The following is a 23,103-nucleotide window of genomic DNA, read 5'->3' as shown; positions in this document are numbered from 1 at the left end:
TGGCTATCTGGTGAAAATGATTTGCGGCAAGTCAAGGTACTTTCTTTCCGTTAAATTGAACATAATGCTTTCCCGTATCTTATCATTGATAAAAAATTTGTTGTTGGCATTTACAAGGGTGACATAAGCCAAGAGTTCAGCCAAGCCTTTATTAAGCCCTTTTTCTTTCACTACTTCCTGAAGTGAAACCTGCGATCTTGATTGCAATATGTCGTGTATGTTGGCCAGTAATTGCTGCTTGTTAATCAAGTCGGCGTTGTAAATTTTTGATAGATCTTCCAGGTCTTCCAGCGCCAGTTGAGCCTGTTCGGCCTTTGCTATAAATGAATTGTTTTCCGGTCTTTCCCCAAGCTTTCGCTCCAAGGGAAGGTAGATTTCAGGGTTGCCCTGAATTTCCAGATAAGTCTCTTTGGATGAAGCGTGATTGACCAACTGGATGGCTAGCTGCCGGATTCCTGACATGAGTTCTTTTGCCTTTCTTGATTCCAATTGTTCTTTTGACACGATTTCTCTGCTCAGTTTGTCAGCAAGCACCCCGTTTTTGTCCAGTACTTTTCGGGCTGCCAGGTGTAGAAGTGATTTTAGTTTTCTCAATGAGCGGGAAGAAATCTCGATACCACGATCTTCCATTACATCGTATACTTCCTTGGTCAACTTTTGAAAATCCGTTTGGCTTGCATCGTCCAGCATGAATTGCCAAAAGGCATAAAAACTTTTGCCCTGGTCAGTGTTTCGAAGTTCGTACAGGGCATCAAAGGTTTCTGACAAAAGCTTTCCCTTCGAGAGTTCGGCTTGCTGCTGCCGTTCATAAATCTTGCGGGTGATTTCCTTAAAGTTGTCTTCCACTTCTTTGAAATCTCCGATTAATTCATTGGCTAAACGGTTTACCTCTTCATACCGGGACTTGACCTGATAATCTTCATAAGTGTTCAAATACCCATCAATCTTGATTTTTCGGATTTCTTCCTCTATCGTCAGCTTTCTTCGTTCCAGTTCGGCTAACCTCTTTTCCTTATCCGGGTTGGCATTTTCTATGATGTCCCTGAGTTTGGTGAAAATGTCTTTGAATTTGGATTCTGTCCCCACAAATTCCCGATCCTTCAATAATTCAAATACCTGAAAAGCTTTCTCCACATGTTTGGACAGGAATACCAAAGGTTCTTTCCGAGCATCATCCATCATGTTACGGAGGTAATGGGCATCAATCCATCGATCGATATACAATTTGGCCTTTTCATCAAAAGCTAGGATCAGCCTGTCGGATTTGACCTCATCATCTTCATCCCTGTATTCAATTTCCTCCAGGAAGTCTGCCAGTCTTTGAACCAAATGCTGGTAGGGGATTGAAATTTGTTCACCTAATTTGTATTCCCGATACAGGAAAGAGATAATCAAAGGCAGATTCCTTGCACGTAGTAGCTTCAAGGTTACAGCCGAATCTACCAGTGACCGGACTTTCAATATGGAAGTGAGGGAGTCAAGCATTGACCTTGTAGTTAATGTTGACAAATATGTGATATATCACTACCCCATCCTTGTGGTGGGCTTTTCCAATTTTAATTCCTGATTTCTCTCTTTGGAAGTCTTTTGTCACATCTACTACCTGGTTAGTATCAAGTTCAAATCCATTTGGATATTGAATTGTTGTTAAGGTATCTGTATGATATGCATCCCAATTTCTCTGAAAATCTGATTGCTTTCCTTGAAAGTACACTAAGGTCAGAAGGGCTTTTCTTTCATGTGTGTAGTGTGAAATTAACTTTTCTAAATGTGATTTTACTCTAGGTGTATCCCTTATGATAAATGCCTCGCAAGTGATAAAAGAATCTTGATTGCAGTCCCTAATATCCAAATCAATTTCGCCTAAATCAGATTCTCCAGGAGAAAAAGCTTTTCTTGTCTGATCTTTTACGGACCATCCCCATGAGCTAATTCTAGAATCTAATGCAAGTTGAACAAGGTCATTGAATCTGTTTTCCTTGCTGGTGTTTTTTAATTTCAGGATTTCAGGCAAAGCATTTACTTTGTTAAGCATATTTGAAGCTGCTCTAGCTACTTCATTTACAATAAATTCAGTAAGATCAGTTCTACCATTGAGTTTTTCAGGGAAAACTCTTACTAGTTTGGTTGGTGTGCTATTGAATATCCTGTTGTATTGATAGTGAAGGTCGGCCACATTGTCGATGCCGTTGATTTTGTTCCTTAAATCATTGATAAAGCCAATATTCTCTGAACCTGAAAACTGGTGATAATTACCTGCTTCCTCTAGAAGCATAGATGCCTCTTCAATCCTTTTTCTATCTAAGAGACTTTCAATCTTCACTTCAAGGATATCAGGCTGCATTTTATAGGGCTTTTCAAGGTTATCAAAAAGCCTGTCTAGTTCATCTAATTCCCCAAGTTTGAGTAGTATGTATGACTTATTGGCGATAAATGTTGACCCCAAAGCCTCTTCGTCCAAATCTTCTTGCTGGGAGGAATAAGCTCTCCACTCTTCTAGGGCTTCTTTATAGCTTTTTAGATCATCGCTGGTTTTGGCTATGTTAATTTTAGCTGCCATTTTATTCAAGGCAAAAACTGGATATTGAGGATATTGTGTACTCAATTGACTGAATATGGTATGTGAAGATTCCGGATTCTTTTCCAATCTGATTAGTGCCCTGTAAAATTGCTTAAGGTCACGATAAGAAAGTTCTCTTACCGAATGAACCGCAGGTTTACCGGGTTCTTCAACATTATCTAATTCTTGTTCATCATCATGAAAGTAAGCCAACAACATCTTAGTCTGATAGAGCTGAACTTCGTATTCCCTATTCCTTTTCGAAACCTCTTTTTCCCAAAACTCAACCACTTGATTAATCTCTTTCTCCAATTTTGGATGTTGCCTGATATCAAGCAATACTTGTTGAACCTCTGGTGTCCATCGTTTCTTCTCTAAAAAAGTCTTAATATCTGATTGTTGTATCTTCTCTAAAAGCTTTTGTTTAACTCCTTCCGATGTTACCCATTCGGCAATAGTCAATATTTTGGCTATATCCTGCGTCTCAGTAATGGCCTCAATAATCTGTTCTTTTTTCGCGAACCAGTTTAGAGCTCTGGCAACTTGCGGAAGTAATGCTTCTTTTTCAGAGTTTTTAAATGCCCACTCCTTATTATAGTCAAACAGATCAACACGTCCTTCTTCCGGTACATCCTTGATGTGCCTTTTTAGGTAGTCAATAATCTGTTGTTCAATCCTCGATTTAATTTCTTCAATTTCATCTTTCTCAAAACCGTAAGGAATAGATGGCAATACTAATTGACGAAGAACCTGAAGCAATACTCCAATATGGGTTCTTAGTTTGTCTGCAGTAAAATGATTTTCCTTGTGATAGAACTCCGAAGTGGAATCAAAATAAAAGCGAGGTTCTAGGAAACTATTTAATCTCTGTTGTTTATAGATGAAATAAATTGGGTAGACCCATTCGATATTTTCTAATCTTTCAATTTTCTCACTCCAAAGCGGTAGCCCCTTTTCCTCCTTTTTCTCGAAGAAATTATATTTTTTTACTTCTGAAACTTCAACACGATCAATATATAGTTTGAAGAAGGAATTAGTAAGTGTATTGATATCCGAAGGCATTATCTCAAATTGACCCCTATATTTCCAGTAAGTTGAGCATTTCATTAGCCAGACAAGCCCATCCCACTGAAGCATGGGAAAACTCACCGTCCCATTATTATACAATGGTTTGGATGGCATATTGATAAGAAGCTTTACCAACTCATTAAATAGCTTGGGGAGTAAAAATTGGCTATTACCTCCATTTATTTTATGATTTTGTAGGGAACTATCTTCAATCAAAGAGAGAACAGCCGCTTCTTTTTCCTTTTTCTGGTTTCGGCTTAATTTTTCGGCATGAGGCTGCCGGTTGTATGGTAAATCATATTTATTGGAATTAAGTTGTCTATAAATCTGAAAAATCAATTTAGAGGTTATCGTATCTTGATTAGTTGAGCGAATGGAAAAAAGAGCTTGTTCTATTGATTTTACCCAGAGATTTTTGTGGATCGTTTCCCTATCTTCATGTAATAGATATTCACCAATTCGATCAATCAATTGAAACGCCAAGGAGGTGTATTTGGAGTCTTTTATAAGGTAAGGAATGAATTCCCTTCGACACATAATGACAAAGCATTTAATATCCCAAAGTAGGGTTGGCTTGGTCAATGATTTTTCGAGAAGTGTGAAGATTCTCTTGTAATTATGAATTATAGGATTGTCCAGATCCTCAGCCTCTTCTCTTTCAAACTCATAGTCATGAAGAATTATTATCTTCATGAGAAAGGAAAGTTCATCTCGTGAACTCTGTCCATGCAAGTAAGTAGTATGAGCTTTTTTCTCCCAATTATCTAGACTTTCCAGTAGTTCAAAGTGATCTGAGTTATTCAATGAAAAATCGTCAAACTCTTCACGGCTATGGAAAAGTGATTGAACTTCACGTGAACCAATATTTCCATCAATGCAAACCTTTTTGAACTCTGATTCTAAACCATCCAAATCGGTTTCATCGTTAACCAAGTCACTAGCCGCATCTAAAAACCGCTTTTTTGATTCATCAAGAGAATGGAATAAAAAATGAGAAGGCCAACCCCAATATAGTGTTTGTTGAAGAAGCCTCTTTACTCTGACTTTGTCGTCTGAAAAGCGATTATCCTCGATTAGTAGTTGCCAGTAAAAAGCAGTGATATAATCACTTAGTGTTGACCAATAGCTAATTTCAGTATTGAAGAAATTTAGGTAATAAACTCCTTCATTTTGACGAAGAATCTTTTGCTTAATCAGATCATCAATAGAAGGTGTTCGGGTATAGAATTGTTTGAATGATTCATTTAGTTGTACTAAATCACTTTTAACAATCTTGAGCCCTTTTTCTGCATCATTTGATATTTGCTCTTTATAAGCAGCAAGAAATTCAAAATCTTCCCAGTGATCAATATAGGGCTTGAAGTAAAAATTGATGTTGGAAATTTCAATGACATCACCAGATTCAGAAAGCCAGTTTGATTTAAACAAACCTTCATCACTTAAAGTCAAATCATTGTCCTTCTCATATTTGTGTCTGATTTGATCAAAATCTTTCCTGGGTATTTTCTCCTTGCCTTCTCTCCCTTCAGCATATTGATCAAACAGGAATATTAATTCATTCTTGAAACCTGATATTCTACTAAACTGGTAGCAAGCGGACCATACAGTTCCTGCGATTTTTATTTTTCCTAGTACATTTCTCAACCAATATTTTCGAAACAGGTTGTCAGAATCGATTTTTACGCTACTTCGGCCTTCGTAATCTTTTTTGAACTGGTTAAATTCTTCCAGTGTAAGCTCCTGTTTCCTGGGCTTTGCCAGATGAATAACTTTTGCAAAGAACAATGAAGTATTCCATTTGAGATTTTCTTCTACGGCATTCTGATCAGCACGACTGATGCTTCTATCAATAGTATGGGTTGATATAAAGCTTATTAATTCTTTGAACTTTTCCTGCTGATCATAAATCATACTCTAAACCATTTTCATTGTTAATGATTCCTCTAGCCACTCAAAAGCCTCCTCCTGGTTGTATTCCAGATTGGGAAAAGTCTAAAAAGCTTAATCATTTTGCTTTGAAACTCTTCTTATTTTTTTGCTCTTTTTAAAAAATCTTTTGAATGGAACGCTCGTTCACATAGACATTCAAACAATTTTTGAAGCTGCTGATAATACTAACGAAACCAATTACACCCACATTGGTAAAGCCTATATTAATTTTACCGCCCAATGCATTTGCAAAGCAGCAAATCCATTTTAAGTATTCCTTTTTCAAACTGGTCTGTATTCGATATTTGTTGTTCAGGCATTTTAAACAATCTAGGTATTAAAACTTACAAAATAGGCAATTCTTACCTTAAGGTCACGTCTTCTCTAGGATAATACATTTTAAAGGAAAATAGAAAGTTAATCCATTAGGCAGGCTTGGGTGAAAAGAAAGAGAATAAACCATTAAAATTAAACCTTGCTCATCCCCTTGCTTTTAACTGTGCTATGGGCTTGAAGAGTCCGTCTAGTCTTTGCGACACTATTTAATTTTTTATTTCATCAATTGAAAACTGCTAATCAACCCTAGAATTATAGAATCATTCCCTATGAAGATTCGGATCATTTTATCGAGAGCAAATGAAGTCCATCTTTTTCTTAAAACTTTGATGTAATTCCACATTGTCAGGATCTTCCAGTTCGCTAATGAAATCACGGATTTCCTTTTCCAATAACTCGAAAATTATGGTTCTATTAACTGCGATGCTATCCCCAATTATTCTAACTGCCGGACCAATTGCCCGTATTCGTGATTTACTTTTAGTTTCTGCCTGATGGAGTATCCCATTTCTGAAATGGTCACAGAAAATGGCAGCTGTGTCTTCTGTAAAAAATTTCTTGAAGGACTGTGACTCCGTCAAAAATGACACAAATGCCGCCTTAGCTTTCCCCCTTCCTGAATTATCTGTAATTCCCTTTCTAAAACTGTACAACGTCTCAATCAAAAGGCAAATAATTGCCATGATTGTGAACCCGTAATTCTGATCTCTTGCTGGAAGATCCTTTTCATGGGCTATTAGTAAACGGATAGGTTCCAGGTATCTAAGTTCTATTCTGGTTTGGAAAATTTTGATTGCTACTTTCCAATCTGCGGATTTTTGATTTGATAGGTCCAGATTGTTGTAATCATTAGAAATGTATCCTTTAGCTACCTCCATATCTCAATATAAGTTAAATATCGCCAATTGGAATAAACAAAAATTTATTAATCAAGAGCTACGATAGGCCTTTATCTAAAAAAAGACGATACCCATTCGGTGTATTATCAAATAACCAATCCGACTGGCTTCTAGACATCATACGGCTACTTGAAACTATGTTTTATTCTTTTGTCCATCTCCATAAGCTTGAATTTTGTTTCGAACGGTTATTCGTCTTTATATTAAATGATAATGTCCTTATGGTCAATTAAGGTGCAACTTCTTATTTTAGATGGACATCACTTCTTTTCCAAACAGAAATACTCACATTCAGAGAAAGAATCATTTTTATGATAGATTCTAGCATTGCATCTTAGCAATGAGCAAGATGTAGGATTGTCTGACGCCAATCCGATCTTGCCCACCACTGCCGGGGTTGTGGTGGGGAAAATCCTCCGAAGTCGGTTTTTATATTATATCGAGGAATAAAAAGTTTACCTCGAACAACTCATCACGATTTAGGACCAAAACATTCTGTAAGGACCAAAACCTTTAATTGATTTATCTATTTATACCTATTGTAAGCAGTAAAGAAATCCTTAAGGACCTTACAGAATGTTAATTTCACCTATAACCCTGTTGTTTATACCACATTTGTAAATCGTATTGAATTTTTTTGTAAGAGCGCAAACCTTCGTTGGCTTTTAAGAATAAACTCTCTATTCCATAAAAATCGACCTCAGTTTAGCTAATTAGACGATTAAGTGTCATTATTTTTTCAAAATTATCCTTCCGCCATACAATACTGTAGTCCCTTTGCTTCGGAAAACATTTGATCAGATTTTCCTTTGCGTGTTTTCAGTGCTTTTACATGACTTTTAGGAGAAAAACCCCGCCAAAATCCCTTTCTACTCCGCAAGTTATACTGAAATCCCTGCTAATTATACCAACTTTTACTTTCCAAAAGAAATCTTACTGATATTCTTCCTAGTCCTCAGGCTGGTATGGTAGTACATTCTAAATGCCATGAACAACCTTTCCGGCCGAATGCGACAAATGCCGGAAATATATGTAAACGACTAATATTCAGACATTTGACAGGTGATTCATGAGTTAGAAGTCTTTAATTTCAAACAAGAAAGAAAAATTAAAAGGAAAGAATTTCCGCCAGGAAGCAAATCAGAAAACCTATTTCGGGTTAACGGTGAATTTTCTACTTACCTCATTGCTCCTGCCTATTTCAGCCTTTTGAAGCTGGGCTTCTCAACACTTACTTTTCTCCCCACCTCTGGAGGAACTACTGAAATCGGGCGGAGCACCTTATTAAACATTGACCTAAAAATGAAATCGATGGAAAATAAAGAAACGAAAAGAGGAACCTACATAAGATCTGTTCAATCAGTGATTGCGGAAGGGGCGGCCCTGCTTTTGGTGGCTCTTTTCATCTACACTTCTATTAGCAAAGTATACGATTGGCAAGGGACCCAAAAAGCCATGTATAACCAGGCATTCCCTATTTGGATAGCTGATATTCTGCTCTTTTTACTTCCTGCCCTTGAACTCGGAATTGCAAGTATGCTCCTTATTTCAGCTTGGAGAAAATTTGGATTCCTGTTGAGTGGGATGCTCTTGCTCCTATTTACAGCCTATATCGGATGGATCAGTTTAGGTCTTACAGAGAGAATCCCCTGTTCATGCGGTGGAGTCCTGAATAGCATGGATTGGGGAGAGCATTTCCTTTTCAACCTCGTGTTTTTGGGAATAACCGGGTATGGAATATGGTTTGAAACCCAAAAAATAAATTGACTCAAAAAACAACAAATAAAGGACAACCTAACATATCACAATATTACCTGGCCAGAGTTGCTCAGCACATTCGCTGAGAGCGGTTTTTAATCGATAGAAAAAAAAACAGAACACGGTCCGTGAAGCCACCAGGTGGTTGCCGGACAACAGCAGGGGGCTTAAAACACCGGCCGCCCCTCTCGGAAAGAAAACTTCCAAATTCGTGGTTAGGAAGCGATTCAAAAGCGACCGGAGTTATTAGTAAACTTTAATTATTAAAATTATGAAACTTACAACACTTAATCTCCTACGGGGAGGGGTATTTTCAATGGCTGTTATTGCTGCATTTGCCTTTACGCAGCCAACTCCACAGGGACAGACTTACTTCGGTCTGGACAGCAACAACAATCTTGTTGATGTGACTGATGTAGTGGCATCAGGCGAGTATTCTTGTCCTGAAAACCCTGATACACATTGTCTCTACCAAAGCAATGATATCAATGATCCGGTTCCAGGAGCTATGAATGAGGACAGAAAAATCAGCTGGACTCCCTGAGAATAGGATTGAGTAAACGGTAAAGAGGCCGTCTCCCTAACAAGAGACGGCCTCTTTTTATTTCCTGTCGTTCTGCTGAATATCATTGTAATCCAGTTCATTCAGTGCGATGGGGTACACATACCGGTTGCTGTTGGGTAACAGGGTATAAGTAACCCCCACTATTTCCCGTACCAAGGTGGTCTGGAACTCTTCTTCCCTGTTTAACCTCCTCAGGTCATCCCAGCGATGTCCTCTAAAGACTAGGCTCTTTCTTCTTTCCTCCAGGACGATCCTCAATGCTGCCAGTTCGGTATCTGCTGCCAGTGGTTCAAACTCACCAATCGTATATCGCTTGACCAGCAATCTATTTAACTCCTCCATCCCCTCTTGCACCCGGCCCGTCCGGATCAGCGCCTCAGACCTGATTAATAGGATTTCATCCAAGGCTATCCCACTGAAGCCACTCCTTCCCCCAGTATAATGGCCTTTGAAATTATTTTTTCCCTCCTCACTGGCAGGTCTTAAATAGAGATTTTTTCTTAAGTCTGTGGAATCATATAAATCCACCAATTCAGGATTCACATGAATCAAGGGCCGACTGATATAAGAGTACGTGACCATAGAACTGTGGAAAATCACTTCCTGGTTAAATTGGGAGAAGGGATAGGTAGCCCCGGGATCAAGGGTATTGTAATCGATCAGATCTGATTGGATATCCAGACAGGCTGCCGCAAATTCCAATGCCTCTTGATAGTTCCCCATTTGAAGAGACATTCTTGCAAGTAGTCCATAAACCGCCCACTTACTGGCTCTGGTCGGATAGGCAACCGGCAAATCCGGCAACAATTCCAGAGAGCTCAACAGGTCCATCCGGATCTGCTGATAACAGGTTTCCAGATCTGCTCTGGGTTCTTTATTGGTGATTTCCGGGTTAAGCCGCAACGGGACTCCCAGTTGAGTAGAGGCAGAAGCGGGATCATATTGGGCTGCGAACAAGCGCAACAGGTCATAATAACTAAATGCCCTATAGAAAAGAGCTGCTCCCTTAACCCCATTCCACGTATTTTCATTCTGACTGGTTCTTTCAACACCTTCCACTAGTTGTAACACAAGGTTTGCTGTCAGGATATTGTTGTAATCGGTATTCCAGTCACTGGAAGTTCCCCCATCGAAAATCTCCTCTTCCCAGAGATAGGAATTCCCTTCTGTTATCTGGTTTGTCAGACTTAGCAAGCCTTCTTGGGTAGTAACAATATCATCGGTTCCTATCACACTGATTCCTGAAGAGGAATTCATACTGCTGTTATCCAGCAATGCCTGCAGGTCCTGCAAGGTGTCAGGCACTACAATATCCACGGATGGCTTTTCCTCCAGAAATCCTTCGCAGGATGTCAGCAGAAATAGTATAAGTATCGTATTGATTATCTTTTTCATCTTTCTATTGATTGGTTTTGGAATGATTGAAAACATGGATCGAAAGGAAAATCAGAAGCCTATTCTCATTCCGAAAGAAATGCTTCTGGACGGTCTGGCTGTTCTGAAATCAGGATCCAATGGATCCTCGGATGCTTTCCAGATTATTCCCAGGTTGTCTGCATAGCTATAGAATTCCGTTTGCTGAAATGGCCACCAGGTCACCTCACTTTGATTGAGCCTGTAGGAAAGCCGGATATCCTGAAGGCGGATATGATCTCCCTTTTCCACCAGGTTGGATCCATACAACACCAATGTGTTTCTGTTGCCGTTATTGATCTCCGGCATGGAAGGCACATCGGTCACCAACTCATCTCCGGGTTCTGTCCATCGCTCCGCATAATCGGAATGACTGATTCTCCCGGTCAGCAAGTCCCCGTAATTGACGGTTTGTCTTCTGTAGTAATAGCCCAGTCTATAAGTAATATTCACTGAAAGGGAAAAACCTCTCCATCCAACATTATTGGTAATAGAACCGAATACCGTAGGTCTGGAAGGGCCGTGGTAGCGAAGGTCCGAAGTCTTCAGGGACCCCAGAATGGCCGAGTAATCATCGGACGGCTCCCCATCCATATAACCCAAAGGGTTGCCGTTAGTTGGGTCCAAGCCCGCAAATGGAATACTCAAAATTGAAAAGAGAGGCTTCCCTGGCAATGGAATTGCTCCTATGCCTCCCAGCAAAGCTGAATTTACGCCAAACTCCCGTTCATATTCGGTGACTTTCTCATTGACATAACTTACAAACAGCCTGGTATCCCATCGGATTGCCCCTTGGGTATTCAGGGTGGAGATTTCAAAATCAAACCCTTTGGTCAGCGTATTGGCAAAGTTCCCCCGAAACTGCCTCAGTCCGTTGGATGCTGCGACCGGAAAATCCCCCAGCAGGTCTTCTCCTTTTTTGACATAATATTCCAGGCTGGAACGAATTCTTCCGTCAGTGGTCTCCACATCCAGACCAAAGTTCAGAATCCCTATTTTCTCCCATCTCAGATCCGGATTCGGTGGAGAAGTGATGACTGCATAAGGTAAACTCGGTATCAGGGAGAAGGGTCCCCCTGCAATGTATTGGGCGGTAGTGAAGGCACTGACGGACCGGTCCACATTGCCATTATAGCCATAGGTAGATCTCAACCTTAGAAAGGGAAGGTTCCATCCTGAAACAAACCCTTCCTCACTGATCACCCAGGAGGCTCCTGCTGACCACAACGGTACTCCTTTTTGATTGGTCCGTACTCCAAATAAATTAGAGGCGTCTTTGCGGATACTGGCATTCAGAACCAGTTTTTTGTCCAGGGTAAAGGAGGAATTAAAATACCCCGACAGGAAATTGTCGACTGTCCCGTTATGTCCATCTACTGATGGGATATTGGCCAGTGAATTATTGTAAAAACGTCTGAAACGGGTAATGTAATCCACCTGTCTGCTGATTCCCAATTCCTCTTCGTAGCCGTAAAAACGGGTAGCACTCCCCTCCCTTCGGAGGGACTTGGACTCAAAACCGCCCAGGATGTTCAGTTCATTTTTACCAAAACTCTTCTGATAATTCAACTGGGCTCTAAAATTATGGCTGTATCCATAATTAGACACCCGATCCTCTATCCCTCCTTCGGGAATGTTTCGGGTGATGCTTCCATCCTCCTCCAGCACTGAAAACTGGTTCACCAAGTCCCTGACAAAGTAGCTATCTGGAAGCTGATAATTCTGCTGCGTACTGTTATTCTGCCAATACTGGTGGGACAGGCTCGCCTTCAGGTCCGGAAGGATCTGATAGGACAGTCCCACATTGACCCGTAAATCTGAAGCCCGGGTGGTATTCTGCATCTTACCTATTTCATTTAAAGGAATGTAGTTCCAATCCAAAAGACCAAGTGGCAGCTCTCCTTCAATATATCTTCTGCTGTATCCCCGGGTAATCGGCAAGGGATTTCCTGCGGCATCCTGCAGGTAATCATAGGAATAGGGAGACGGAAGAGCCGTTCCAGTGGAGACTCCGGATCCTGCGAAATACATTCCCAGATTGGCCTGCAGCTTATCCTTGATGAATCGCCAGGAGTTCTTGGCGTTGAGCGTCACCCTTTCCCGGGAATTTCCGACGATACTTTCATCAGTCCGGTCGTATCCAGCAGAAATGGAATAGGTATTTCTGGCACCCCCTCCTGTTACTCCCAGTGAATATTGTTGGCTCGCTCTGGGACGGTAATACAATGCCTGAAGCTCATTCCTGACATCATGGCCTTTATATCCTGTGATACGCCTTTCTGCTTCCTCGGGAGTAATGATTCCGTCCCTTTCTGCAATTAGTGTTTCCACCACAGGGGAAAGTGCCGTCTTACTGTTGGAGTTTTCGCTGTTCAGGTAATACCCTCTGTCAAAGAGCATCCGTTCGACCTCCACAAAATCAGTATTTTCCATTCTGGGCGCATAAAACAGATCAGGCTTTTCACTGAGGATAACATTGGAATTAAAGCTCACCTGGGGAGTCTGGCCTGCTGTTCCTTTTTTGGTGGTAATGACAATCACTCCATTCCCTGCTCTTGCTCCCCAGATGGAAGCTGCTGCTGCATCCCGAAGGATGGTGAAGGATGCCACATCATTGGGATTGATGTTTTCCAAGGGTCCATCATAAGGGAAGTTATCCACAATGACCAAAGGCATGGTATTGGCAAAAATGGTGCTCCGCCCCCGGATACTGATGGGATCCTGACTTTCAACGCTGCGGTTAAAGATCAGACCCGGGGTGATATCCTGTAGGCGGTCCAGGATATTCGTACTGACTCTTCTGTCCACCATTTCCTGCCCCAGCTGAACAAATGATCCGCTGGCACGCTCTCGGGGCAACTCCTGATAGCCGGTGGACAGCACCTCTACTTCTCCCAAGATCACCTGGTCTGGTTCCAGATAGAAAATTAAGGGACTGGCAGACCCGGATGCCACTACCTTTTCCTGATTGATGAATCCCAGATAGGAAACCACCAGTGTTATGCTGTCGGAAGCTACGGATAGCGAGAATTTTCCCTCGGCATCTGTTACGGTCCCCTGAACAGTTCCTTTGATCAGGACATTGGCTCCGGGAAGTGCCTGTCTGTCTGCTGCTGACTTCACTTCTCCTGAAACGGGCTTTCCTTCTTGGGCATACAATCCTCCAACAAAAAGCTGTACCAGGATACTCAATACAAGTTTATTCAGATATTTTTTCATGTTAATCTCTTCCAGTTTAGTCTTTGAATTCATTATTTAAAGTTTCCTCCAACAGCTTGACCCACGCTTTGGGATCATTGTCCGGAAAGCCTGAAACTTTCAACAGGCGGGAATCTCTTCCGACCAGGACAAAGGAGGGATAGCTTCTGATTCCCAACTGGGTCAATAGCGGAGGAGTGGTGTCTTCGGCCTGCAGGTTGATCCCGGAATCGCTGTAGTATTCTCCCAGGAAGCTGTCCAGTGTTCCTTCAGGCACATCCACTCCGATGGATACCAGTTGCAACCGTTCTTCTCCCTGAAATCTTTCATGGAGCCCTTTCATTATCTTTTCATAAAAAGTCTTGCTGGCACCACAGCCCGGAGCCCAAAATTCCAGCAGCATTACCTGATCCGGATAATCGGTCAGACTGATTGGGTTTCCCTCCGAGTTAAGTAAGGGGGAAGAGGAAATAGTGGCCCCTGCGGATTTATTGGCCTGAATTCCCAGAATCCGGGCTTTAATGACCGGATCTTTGACTTCAATGGCAATGAGTCCCAACTTTTCATCAAAATCCGGAAGTCTGCGCTCTTTCCTCAGTAGATAATTCTCAAAGAGAACATCCCTTGGAAGTCCAGCTTCCTGGGAGACGATCCAATCAAAAAAATCGATCCCCGCAGCACTGGCTGAAGCTTCTGAATAGTGGTACCAAAACTCGATATACCCGGAAGTAACCAAGGCTTGCGGAACAGTTTTGGACTTGAGTTTCTGATCCAAGTCCGTCAACATATCGGTAATTCTACCTGCTGTTTCTGCTTCCTTTAACCATTCCGGAAACCGGATCAATAAACGGCTCAGGGACTCTGCCTGTAACGCATAATGATTGCTCAGCACATCTGTCTGTATCAGGGCAAGCCGGGTGGCAGGGATATCTTCCCGGTAGGCCTCTACCATCCTTTCCACCTGATCAGCAAATTCCCTGTCGCCCATACTATGCTCTAACAGGTCAAGTTCTTCCTTGCCCATAACTACCACCTCAAGATGGCGTCCCAACTGCTTTTTGGCAGCTTCCAACTCTCCCTTTGGGTTATATTCTGCCAGGAATTTCTCTCTGTCCTTGACGATGATGTTCTGGGCGGTCGTGTATTTCGAACTGGCCGTTAAACCAGCCAATACATGCTGTAATTCAAACTGTTTAGCCTGAGGCCCCGAAAAGGAAACCCTGTTCGTAAACCTATACCATCTCAACATCAGGGAATCTCCGGGAAAGGCCAGAAAGTGAGAAGTAAGCCGGGTGTCTTCATCCCTTAGTAAAAAATAAAAGGGATCCATATAGGACGGACTGCTTGCGTTAAATATTCTCCGAACTTCTCCTGCTCCTCCCCGCTGAAGGGTAGGTCTGTCCAGGGAAACTTCTTGTTTGGTGGATTCCTGATAGATAAATCCATTTCCGGTATACCTGGGCCAGGTGTACAGATAGACTTCCTTATCCGGAATCATCCCCATAAACTCCCCATAGATCAGCACCGGAGCGGCCTTCCCCATGCGGGCAGAAGGACTATCGCCCTCCTGCCCTAGAGAAATAGAATCATCAATTAAACTAAATCCCTTAGAGAATAGGTCGGAGCGGGTCTCCCCGCCCCGAAGGGACATGAACCTATGAAGAAAGTTCGTCCCGGGTGGATCAGCAACTATATTTTGTGCACTTAGTTCATTACTGAAAAGGCATACCCCTCCCAGTAAGCATAGTAGTAGTAATTTTTTCATATGCTTGAAATGCCCAAGGGTCACCACCAGAAGCAATACTTACAAGGCAGACTTCTCCCAGCAAGCCCTAGGGGCTTTGTAAAATGTGAAAGGATTGGTTAGAATTAATCAGAGAGGAAATCTGAATTCTCCATGGCGGAAACAGATTCATACTCCGATTCGCCCCTGATTAGGTTTGATAGTCCCGCAGATGAATACAAAAAATCTACAGAATCAATCAGGGTAAAAAAAGGGTTAAGCCTCAAACAGGCTGCTTAGGTTTGATAGGATACAGACGATCTATCGCAGTGATCCCATGTACCATTGGTAATAATTTACAATAAATAGGTAAAGAACTAAATGACCCGCTTACCAGCAAAGCATACCCTCCCAACCTGCGGATCCTACAGGCTACTGTCTGCAACAGAAAAGGAAGTAAATCAATCATGCTCGTTTTCATTAGTAATGAAAAATGGTAAAACGAGTCTCTATTGTAAAAATCGCCATAAAATAGGGCGAGCCTTACTGCTTTAGTACAGGAAACCGCCAGGTAACCCGCATCCTTTCGGAAAGTTGACCACTAAAGACTGATGCAAAGCCCGCCCTACTGTACTCAAAGATATCAAAAGAAACTTTAAGTCCAGAACAGGGCGAGTCATCACATCCTCTCGTGGTCAATACTGGCGGTTTTTGTACGAGAGAATCGTAATACTCGGCGCGGCATAAATGCCGCTGATATTTTAATTGATTTAAATATAAGCATTTATTTTACACTTCCATATATGGAGGTGATTTTATATTGAATTTAATGTCCCTTGGCATAAAAAACTTCTATGCCAAGTAAAATAGTTGAGCAAGAAATGTCAGAGATGGATTTTCGGCTGATCCTTCACGTTAAAGAACTCAGAGAAGATCAAGGCATAACACAAGTAGAGTTAAGTCAAAAAATGGGGTTAGCATCAGGATTTGTAGGGAAAGTTGAAATGTTTGGCAACAGTGCCAAATATAATATTCGTCATTTACCTCTAATAGCTAAAGCATTAGGTTTTAAAAATGTAGGTGAGGTTCTCCCAAAAGGAATTGTAAGGAAGGATCTTGTTAAGATAATTCTCGAAAAACTACCTCTGCCAAAAAAGGATGGTGAACTTGCTAAAAATAAATTTGAATACAAGATCCTTGATGTGGTAGCTGTAGAAACTGAAAATCAAAACCAAAAATAAACTTATTCGGAGTACCAACCCAACGGAAGGCCAGAGTTAAGCTAACACTCCCGTAATCTAATCCTCTTCCCATATATATTTCCCTAAAATTTAATCTAGTGCCATCTCAATTCGTTCAATTCTGCTATCCTTCACTCTCAGGTATAAAAAAAATCTGATTTACCACAGTTCTGTCATTTGGTAATGTCAACCAAAGTTAACTGGTAATATTTCCATACATCTAAAGCATACCTGCCTTTGTAATAAAACAAATCATGTCTGATAAATCTTATTGATTTATTGTGAAGATTAAGCTTTTTTATCTTGAATTTTCATATTTCAAAAACTTTACCGGGTTCAAAAAGCTGATGCTCGTTTCGTTGTACATAACCCATCTGATTGGTAATGAGCTTGGTATTGCCAATCATGAACTCAGATGTATTGCTATGATGATGTCCATACACCCAACTGGCAATTCCGGACGTTTCTATAAGGTCATGAAGTTCCACTGCAAAAGCTTCATTGAGTATATCGCCTTTATATTGCTCTGGATAGTTGAGAAATGTAGGGCAGTGATGGGTAAAAACGGCTTTTTGTACATTCTGATGTGCACTTAGTTCATTTTCAATCAATGCCAAACTTTCTGCATGCAACTGGTTGTATTCCTCAGCCGAAAACCGAAGACCTTTGTTTTTAATTAGATGAAAATCATTTAGGCACCGTTCAATCTGCCATTGATAGGCTGTACTGATGTGACTCCAAAGGGTAGAAAAAATCAATTTTATATTTCCATAAATAACAGATGTATTGTTCACCAAAAATACATTGCTGCGAATAGCTTCATGCAGTACCCCACTTTTTTCAGCTAAATCAAAATGGTAATATTCATGATTTCCGGGCAACCAATAAGTAGTTTTAAAATTATCTGCCACATAGCTGAAAAAATCAATATATCTATCAATTACGGCAAAAGGAACAATGTCCCCAGCCAAAACCAATATATCACCTACCGGTGGCAAAGGATGTCGCTTTAAGAATTCGTTATTAAAAGGAAATTCTAAATGAAGGTCGGAGACGTATTGGAGTTTAATTGGCATTACTTTTTTTTATTAGCCCTTTCAGGGTAGTCACATGGCCATTGTTACCGTGTGGACAGTCTTCCGCACTTGAATCCAATAAATTTCCTTTCTTGTAGTATATCATGGTCAATAAAAAGCTTATTCGTATTATCAATATAAACAGGAATGTCAAAGGAGAGTTCATTGATTATCCCTTCCAAATTTGCTTTTCTTTCAGTCGTCTTTACCGCCAAAGATTCTATCCCTGTGACCGATATAACATCATGAATCGGAAATTCCATTTGTTTGAAAGAGATATCTGTGAAACTAGTTGGATAAACTCAGTAATAGAGAGTATCCATACTGTAAAACAACCATTTAGAAAGACTAAAAAATCCAATTTTTCGGCCTTTTCTTAAGAAGTAGCCCCGCCAAGAATCGAACTTGGATCTAAAGTTTAGGAAACTTCTATTCTATCCATTGAACTACGGGGCCAGAACCTGAAAATCACGAGAAAATCAAATTTCTTTAAATTTGTATCAAATCAGGGTCCCAAGAATAAGGAAATACTCATTTTCCTGCAAATAATTTCCAGCCAACTTATGGCATTACAGGGAATTAAGCTATCTTTGCACTCCAAATTTAGGATGGACGGGTTCCATCCACTTAACAAACACAGATAAATTATGGCAGTTAAAATCAGATTAGCACGTAGAGGTAGAAAGAAAATGGCTATCTATGACGTGGTTATCGCAGATGCACGAGCTCCACGAGATGGACGCTTCATCGAGAAAATCGGAACTTACAATCCGAACACTAACCCTGCTTCCATCAACATCAACAATGAGCGTGCTCTACAGTGGTTGTTGAACGGAGCTCAGCCTACTGACACTGTGAAAGCAATGCTTTCTTACAGAGGTGTAATGCTGAAAAAACACCTTCAAATTGGTGTGGTTAAAGGTGCAATCACTCAAGAACAAGCTGATGCTAAGTTTGAAGCATGGCTACAAGAGAAAGAAACTAAGATTGCTGGTAAAGTAGAATCTATCGGTAAAGCTAAAGAAGCTGCTCGTCAGAAAGCTTTGGATGCGGAGACCGCTAAAAATCAGGCTCGTTTGGACGCTATCAAAGCAAGAGAAGATGAAGCTAAAGCTGCTGCTGCAGCCGCTGAAGCTGAAGCTGCTGCTGAAAATGCACCAGAAGAGGCTGCTCCTGAAGCTTCCGCAGAAGGCGACGAAGCACAAGCTTAATAATCAATTCTCCCCATGAACAAGGAGCAGTGCTTTCAATTGGGCTATGTAACCAAGGTTCATGGACTTCGTGGTGAAGTAGTCATCGTCTTGGATGTAGATTATCCAGAAGAATACGAGGACTTAGAGCATCTCTTCTTAGATCAAAAAGGCCGAATGGTTCCTTTCTTTTTGGAACACTTCGTACTTCAGCCGGGAAATAAAGTACTGGCAAAATTTGAAGAGCTGGATTCTCTCGAGCAAGTAGAAGGATTAGTAGGGTCGGAAGTTTACCTTCCTCTCACTGCACTTCCTGAGCTCAATGAGGATCAATATTACTACCACGAACTAATTGGGTTTGAAGTAGAAGATGAATCCAAAGGCCTTTTAGGTCCAGTAGAAGTCATCTATGATATGGAAACCCAAGATCTCCTCGGAGTAAAACACCAAGGCAAAGAAGTTCTCATCCCTATTCAGGATGGAATCATCACCAAGGTGGATAAGGCAGCAAAAAAAGTTTACTGCCAGTTACCCGATGGCCTACTTGACATTTATTTGGAAGACTGAGCATGCACATTGACATTATCAGCGTAGTACCCGGATTATTGGAAGGCCCCTTTTCACATTCGATTCTCAAAAGAGCCGAAGAGAAAGGTCTTGCCACAGTCAGAGTACACAACTTACGCGATTATGCCACAGGCAAGCAAAAGCAAGTGGATGATTATGCCTATGGAGGTGGAGCCGGAATGGTCATGATGATCGAGCCGATTTCACTTTGTATCGAGACTCTTCAGAAGGAAAGAACATATGATGAAATCATCTATATGACTCCTGATGGTGAGACCTTCGACCAGCCCATGGCCAATGCGCTTTCGATGAATCAAAATCTCCTGATCCTTTGTGGTCATTATAAAGGAGTGGATGAACGAATCAGACAGCGGTATATCACCAAAGAGATCAGTATCGGAGACTTTGTGCTTTCCGGAGGAGAATTGGCAGCAGCTGTAGTGGCTGATGCAATCATTCGCCTGATTCCCGGAGTACTCAATGACGAAACCTCAGCTTTGACAGACAGCTTCCAAGATCATCTGCTAGCACCTCCTGTATATACCAGACCAGCCGAATGGCAAGGGATGGAAGTCCCAGAGGTTTTGCTTTCAGGTCATGAAGCCAAAATAAATGAATGGAGATTTGAAGCATCGGTTCGCCGAACCCGAGAACGTAGGCCGGATTTATTCGCCAAGTCAGGTTTGGGAGAAAGCGATAAAAAATCGAACAAGAAGTAATTCAAAAAGCCACGCGTTGGCCAAACAGCGAAAGCATAAAATATAAAAGCTATGAGCGAACTATTGAAAATTGTAGAAGCGGAATACCAAGAGGCTAGAGCCAAATTCCCTTCTTTCAAAGCTGGTGATACAATCAACGTACACGTACGTATTAAAGAAGGTAACAAGGAAAGAGTTCAGCAGTTCCAGGGAACTGTGATCCAACGTAAAAACCCTAACTCCAATGGTGAGACTTTCACAGTAAGAAAAATCTCCAACGGAATCGGTGTTGAGCGTATCTTCCCAATCCTTTCTCCAGCTATCGAGCAAATCGACGTATTGAGACAAGGTAGAGTAAGAAGAGCTAGATTGTTCTACTTGAGAGGACGTCAGGGTAAAGCTGCTCGTATCAAGGAAAAAATCAGAGTGAAGCACTAAGAGTGCATACTCTTCTCATCAAAAAGGAACTCAGCAATGGGTTCCTTTTTTGATTTTTAGCCCATTGAGCATTTGATTAAAATAAAGCCTTAATACTTTTCGTTATCATCATTACCAACACATTAGCCAATTTTAACACACAGTTCATTGATTCCCTGAGAGTTAAATTTTATATTTAATCAATCTTTTTTCACAATGAATTCTCCCAGCTTAATTGATCCAGCCAAAAATTTGGCGACAGTTGTAATCAGTATTTTCCAGGTATTGGCAGTTCTTCTTATCTGCCTTTCTATTTATTTCATCTATCTCTCCTACTTGGACCTGATGACTGATTGGAGGATATCCGTGAAATTTTCATTCTTCCATTTCACACCTGAGGAAAATGAAAAATTCCTGAAAATGCTCATTTTATCACTTCCCGGGATTGGGGCTATGATCGCTTTTTTTGTTTTGGGATATTTGAAAAAGGTGATTGAGAAAGAATAGTAGCCTTTAATTGACAGAATTATCACAAGCTAGAATTTCCCTTCCTTGACAAATCCCTATCTTTGCAGCTGATTTAATTGAATCCTTGAGGTCTATTACCTCGATAAGAAATAACAGCCAAGCATGAGTAGAGAAGTTCGAGTAAGATTTGCCCCTTCACCCACAGGGCCATTACATATCGGGGGGGTGAGAACAGCCCTTTACAATTATCTTTTTGCAAAAAAGAATGGGGGAAAATTCCTTCTGAGAATAGAGGATACAGATCAGACTCGATTCGTTCCGGGAGCGGAGGATTATATCAAAGATTCTTTAGATTGGCTGGGCATCACTGCAGATGAAAGTCCTTGGAATCCAGGAGAGGTTGGTCCATACAGACAGTCTGAGCGTAAAGCAGATTACATGCAATATGCACTGGATTTGGTAGAAAAAGGTCATGCATATTATGCCTTCGATACTTCTGAGGAACTGGAAGCTATGAGAAAGAGATTGACCGCTGCTCGGGTAGTTCAGCCTCAATACAATAGCATCACCAGAACTCAGATGAAAAACTCCCTGACACTTTCTGAAGAGGAAGTAAAAGAGAGATTGGCTTCAGGAGATCCTTATGTGATCCGCGTAAAAATCCCTCGTAAAGAGGAAGTTCGTCTCAATGATATGATCCGTGGTTGGGTGATGGTTCATTCCTCCACCTTGGATGATAAAGTTTTAATGAAATCAGATGGAATGCCCACTTATCACTTGGCGAATATCGTCGATGATCACTTGATGGGAATCACCCATGTGATCCGTGGCGAAGAATGGTTACCCTCTGCTCCTTTGCACGTTTTGCTTTATAAGTTCTTCGGTTGGGAAAGCACCATGCCTCAATTCGCCCATTTACCTTTGTTATTGAAGCCTGATGGAAACGGAAAGCTTTCTAAGCGTGACGGAGACAAATTAGGCTTCCCTGTATTCCCATTAAACTGGGAAAACAAAGCTACTGGGGAGACTGCAGCCGGATTTAGAGAGCAAGGATACTTACCTGATGCTTTCTTGAACTTCTTGGCATTCTTGGGCTGGAACCCAGGAAATGATCAGGAGATTTTCTCCAAAGAAGAATTGGTAGAAGCCTTCTCCATTGAAAGAATTGGAAAGTCAGGAACCAAGTTTGATATTGCCAAAGCTAAGTGGTACAACGAACAATATTTGAGATCAAAACCTGATTCTGAATTAGCGGAATTTGTGGTAGCTGATGCCAAGTCCACAGGAACTGAAATCTCTCCAGAACTGGCAGAAAATATGGTTCGCCTAACCAAAGAAAGAGTGACCTTCCCTGCAGAATTCTGGAAAGACTACCAATACATTGTTATTGCTCCAGATACTTTTGATGAGCAAGTAGCATCCAAAAAATGGAATGAAGATGCCGTTAAGGTTTTGACTCATTATGCAGGAGTTTTGGATAATTTCAGTGGAACATTTGACGCAGAAACTGCCAAAAACTTATTGGGTGAGTCTGCCGAAGCGGAAGAAATCAAGTCGGGTAAAGTCATGCAAGCTGTTCGTTTGGCAGTAACAGGTGTTGGCGGCGGACCGGATTTGATGGAGATATTTGCTATCTTAGGAACGGCTGAACTGGCCAAACGCATCCGATTTGCTTTGGATACGTTAAGCATAGCAGGATAAAAACCAAAGCCATGAGCAAGAAGAAAAAAAAGAAAGACGAGGATCCAAAAGTTCACGAGGAATTGAAAGGTTTCAAAATGGAAATCAATTCTTTCGGCGAAATCAGCTCCTCCTTTCCCATCGATAAGATCAATGAGTTTTTGAACCAAAATGTGGAAGACAAAAAACTCAAAGACCGTGATGATCTGGATGATGTAAAAAAATCCTAATATTTATAAAAAGCTCCTTTCTAGGGGCTTTTATTTTTTCATAACGAAATTAAAATCTTATTTTTCAAGGATTCTATCCCAAAAAAC

18 protein-coding genes and 1 tRNA gene are annotated in these 23,103 nt (G+C 41.1%); 10 read left to right on the top strand and 9 right to left on the bottom strand.

Annotated features, from left to right (window positions below):
* Positions 1 to 3 precede the first annotated feature (3 nt).
* From O0V13_RS14170 to O0V13_RS14160, 3 genes are all read right to left on the bottom strand, one after another.
* Positions 4 to 1,485, bottom strand: a complete 1,482-nt coding sequence (locus O0V13_RS14170) for a DUF3375 domain-containing protein (protein WP_268035617.1) — start codon at positions 1,483 to 1,485, stop codon at positions 4 to 6.
* Complete coding sequence (locus O0V13_RS14165) at positions 1,478 to 5,539, bottom strand: hypothetical protein (protein WP_268035616.1); 4,062 nt, start codon at positions 5,537 to 5,539, stop codon at positions 1,478 to 1,480. The genes O0V13_RS14170 and O0V13_RS14165 overlap by 8 nt, the downstream gene beginning before the upstream one ends.
* A 641-nt stretch (positions 5,540 to 6,180) precedes the next feature.
* Positions 6,181 to 6,771, bottom strand: a complete 591-nt coding sequence (locus tag O0V13_RS14160; RefSeq protein WP_268035615.1) for a hypothetical protein — start codon at positions 6,769 to 6,771, stop codon at positions 6,181 to 6,183.
* 1,332 nt (positions 6,772 to 8,103) lie between these two features.
* Between O0V13_RS14160 and O0V13_RS14155 the strand changes: the two genes are divergently transcribed.
* A complete protein-coding gene (locus tag O0V13_RS14155) occupies positions 8,104 to 8,559 on the top strand; it encodes a MauE/DoxX family redox-associated membrane protein (RefSeq protein WP_268035614.1) in 456 nt (151 codons plus the stop codon).
* A gap of 262 nt (positions 8,560 to 8,821) precedes the next feature.
* Positions 8,822 to 9,094, top strand: coding sequence for a hypothetical protein (locus O0V13_RS14150; protein WP_268035613.1), 273 nt, complete (start codon positions 8,822 to 8,824; stop codon positions 9,092 to 9,094).
* A 57-nt stretch (positions 9,095 to 9,151) separates the two neighbouring features.
* Here O0V13_RS14150 and O0V13_RS14145 read toward each other — a convergent pair whose 3' ends face one another.
* The 4 genes from O0V13_RS14145 to O0V13_RS14130 form a co-directional block, all read right to left on the bottom strand.
* A complete protein-coding gene (locus tag O0V13_RS14145) occupies positions 9,152 to 10,510 on the bottom strand; it encodes a RagB/SusD family nutrient uptake outer membrane protein (RefSeq protein WP_268035612.1) in 1,359 nt (452 codons plus the stop codon).
* A 51-nt stretch (positions 10,511 to 10,561) separates the two neighbouring features.
* Positions 10,562 to 13,747: a SusC/RagA family TonB-linked outer membrane protein gene (locus O0V13_RS14140; protein ID WP_268035611.1), complete on the bottom strand. Its 3,186-nt coding sequence runs from the start codon at positions 13,745 to 13,747 to the stop codon at positions 10,562 to 10,564.
* Positions 13,748 to 13,763: 16 nt separating this feature from the next.
* Positions 13,764 to 15,491, bottom strand: a complete 1,728-nt coding sequence (locus O0V13_RS14135; protein ID WP_268035610.1) for a TlpA family protein disulfide reductase — start codon at positions 15,489 to 15,491, stop codon at positions 13,764 to 13,766.
* Positions 15,492 to 15,732: 241 nt separating this feature from the next.
* Positions 15,733 to 15,930, bottom strand: coding sequence for a hypothetical protein (locus O0V13_RS14130; RefSeq protein ID WP_268035609.1), 198 nt, complete (start codon positions 15,928 to 15,930; stop codon positions 15,733 to 15,735).
* A 373-nt stretch (positions 15,931 to 16,303) separates the two neighbouring features.
* On the opposite strand from O0V13_RS14130, the gene O0V13_RS14125 reads away from it, so the two are divergent.
* Entirely contained in the window at positions 16,304 to 16,690 is a 387-nt protein-coding gene (locus tag O0V13_RS14125) for a helix-turn-helix domain-containing protein (RefSeq protein ID WP_268035608.1), read from the top strand.
* A gap of 311 nt (positions 16,691 to 17,001) precedes the next feature.
* Here O0V13_RS14125 and O0V13_RS14120 read toward each other — a convergent pair whose 3' ends face one another.
* Both O0V13_RS14120 and O0V13_RS14115 read right to left on the bottom strand, forming a co-directional pair.
* Positions 17,002 to 17,766, bottom strand: coding sequence for a metallophosphoesterase (locus tag O0V13_RS14120; protein WP_268035607.1), 765 nt, complete (start codon positions 17,764 to 17,766; stop codon positions 17,002 to 17,004).
* Positions 17,767 to 18,150: 384 nt separating this feature from the next.
* Positions 18,151 to 18,222, bottom strand: a tRNA-Arg gene (locus tag O0V13_RS14115).
* A gap of 191 nt (positions 18,223 to 18,413) precedes the next feature.
* On the opposite strand from O0V13_RS14115, the gene O0V13_RS14110 reads away from it, so the two are divergent.
* The 7 genes from O0V13_RS14110 to O0V13_RS14080 all read left to right on the top strand — a co-directional run bounded on the left by O0V13_RS14110 (position 18,414) and on the right by O0V13_RS14080 (position 23,016).
* On the top strand, positions 18,414 to 18,977 hold the full coding sequence (locus O0V13_RS14110) for a 30S ribosomal protein S16 (protein WP_073572583.1): 564 nt from the start codon (positions 18,414 to 18,416) through the stop codon (positions 18,975 to 18,977).
* A gap of 15 nt (positions 18,978 to 18,992) precedes the next feature.
* The gene (rimM, locus tag O0V13_RS14105) at positions 18,993 to 19,523 is read left to right on the top strand and encodes a ribosome maturation factor RimM (protein ID WP_268035606.1); all 531 of its coding nucleotides are present in this window, start codon (positions 18,993 to 18,995) and stop codon (positions 19,521 to 19,523) included.
* 2 nt (positions 19,524 to 19,525) lie between these two features.
* Positions 19,526 to 20,242: a tRNA (guanosine(37)-N1)-methyltransferase TrmD gene (trmD, locus tag O0V13_RS14100; RefSeq protein WP_268035605.1), complete on the top strand. Its 717-nt coding sequence runs from the start codon at positions 19,526 to 19,528 to the stop codon at positions 20,240 to 20,242.
* Positions 20,243 to 20,293: 51 nt separating this feature from the next.
* On the top strand, positions 20,294 to 20,659 hold the full coding sequence (gene rplS, locus O0V13_RS14095) for a 50S ribosomal protein L19 (RefSeq protein WP_073572580.1): 366 nt from the start codon (positions 20,294 to 20,296) through the stop codon (positions 20,657 to 20,659).
* Between the two features lie 195 nt (positions 20,660 to 20,854).
* Complete coding sequence (locus O0V13_RS14090) at positions 20,855 to 21,145, top strand: hypothetical protein (protein ID WP_268035604.1); 291 nt, start codon at positions 20,855 to 20,857, stop codon at positions 21,143 to 21,145.
* 123 nt (positions 21,146 to 21,268) lie between these two features.
* Positions 21,269 to 22,807, top strand: a complete 1,539-nt coding sequence (gene gltX, locus O0V13_RS14085; RefSeq protein WP_268035603.1) for a glutamate--tRNA ligase — start codon at positions 21,269 to 21,271, stop codon at positions 22,805 to 22,807.
* An 11-nt stretch (positions 22,808 to 22,818) separates the two neighbouring features.
* Entirely contained in the window at positions 22,819 to 23,016 is a 198-nt protein-coding gene (locus O0V13_RS14080; protein WP_035464276.1) for a hypothetical protein, read from the top strand.
* Positions 23,017 to 23,103 lie beyond the last annotated feature (87 nt).

It is taken from the genome of Algoriphagus sp. PAP.12 (assembly GCF_026652115.1).
Taxonomy (GTDB): domain Bacteria; phylum Bacteroidota; class Bacteroidia; order Cytophagales; family Cyclobacteriaceae; genus Algoriphagus.
Note: the sequence above shows the minus strand (reverse complement) of the source record. Positions and strands in the feature narration are given on the sequence as shown.

Coding starts and splice junctions, on each gene's coding strand:
- O0V13_RS14170 (WP_268035617.1), bottom strand. CDS start 1,485: ATGCTTGACTCCCTCACTTCCATATTGAAAGTCCGGTCACTGGTAGAT.
- O0V13_RS14165 (WP_268035616.1), bottom strand. CDS start 5,539: ATGATTTATGATCAGCAGGAAAAGTTCAAAGAATTAATAAGCTTTATA.
- O0V13_RS14160 (WP_268035615.1), bottom strand. CDS start 6,771: ATGGAGGTAGCTAAAGGATACATTTCTAATGATTACAACAATCTGGAC.
- O0V13_RS14155 (WP_268035614.1), top strand. CDS start 8,104: ATGGAAAATAAAGAAACGAAAAGAGGAACCTACATAAGATCTGTTCAA.
- O0V13_RS14150 (WP_268035613.1), top strand. CDS start 8,822: ATGAAACTTACAACACTTAATCTCCTACGGGGAGGGGTATTTTCAATG.
- O0V13_RS14145 (WP_268035612.1), bottom strand. CDS start 10,510: ATGAAAAAGATAATCAATACGATACTTATACTATTTCTGCTGACATCC.
- O0V13_RS14140 (WP_268035611.1), bottom strand. CDS start 13,747: ATGAAAAAATATCTGAATAAACTTGTATTGAGTATCCTGGTACAGCTT.
- O0V13_RS14135 (WP_268035610.1), bottom strand. CDS start 15,491: ATGAAAAAATTACTACTACTATGCTTACTGGGAGGGGTATGCCTTTTC.
- O0V13_RS14130 (WP_268035609.1), bottom strand. CDS start 15,930: ATGAAAACGAGCATGATTGATTTACTTCCTTTTCTGTTGCAGACAGTA.
- O0V13_RS14125 (WP_268035608.1), top strand. CDS start 16,304: ATGCCAAGTAAAATAGTTGAGCAAGAAATGTCAGAGATGGATTTTCGG.
- O0V13_RS14120 (WP_268035607.1), bottom strand. CDS start 17,766: ATGCCAATTAAACTCCAATACGTCTCCGACCTTCATTTAGAATTTCCT.
- O0V13_RS14110 (WP_073572583.1), top strand. CDS start 18,414: ATGGCAGTTAAAATCAGATTAGCACGTAGAGGTAGAAAGAAAATGGCT.
- rimM (WP_268035606.1), top strand. CDS start 18,993: ATGAACAAGGAGCAGTGCTTTCAATTGGGCTATGTAACCAAGGTTCAT.
- trmD (WP_268035605.1), top strand. CDS start 19,526: ATGCACATTGACATTATCAGCGTAGTACCCGGATTATTGGAAGGCCCC.
- rplS (WP_073572580.1), top strand. CDS start 20,294: ATGAGCGAACTATTGAAAATTGTAGAAGCGGAATACCAAGAGGCTAGA.
- O0V13_RS14090 (WP_268035604.1), top strand. CDS start 20,855: ATGAATTCTCCCAGCTTAATTGATCCAGCCAAAAATTTGGCGACAGTT.
- gltX (WP_268035603.1), top strand. CDS start 21,269: ATGAGTAGAGAAGTTCGAGTAAGATTTGCCCCTTCACCCACAGGGCCA.
- O0V13_RS14080 (WP_035464276.1), top strand. CDS start 22,819: ATGAGCAAGAAGAAAAAAAAGAAAGACGAGGATCCAAAAGTTCACGAG.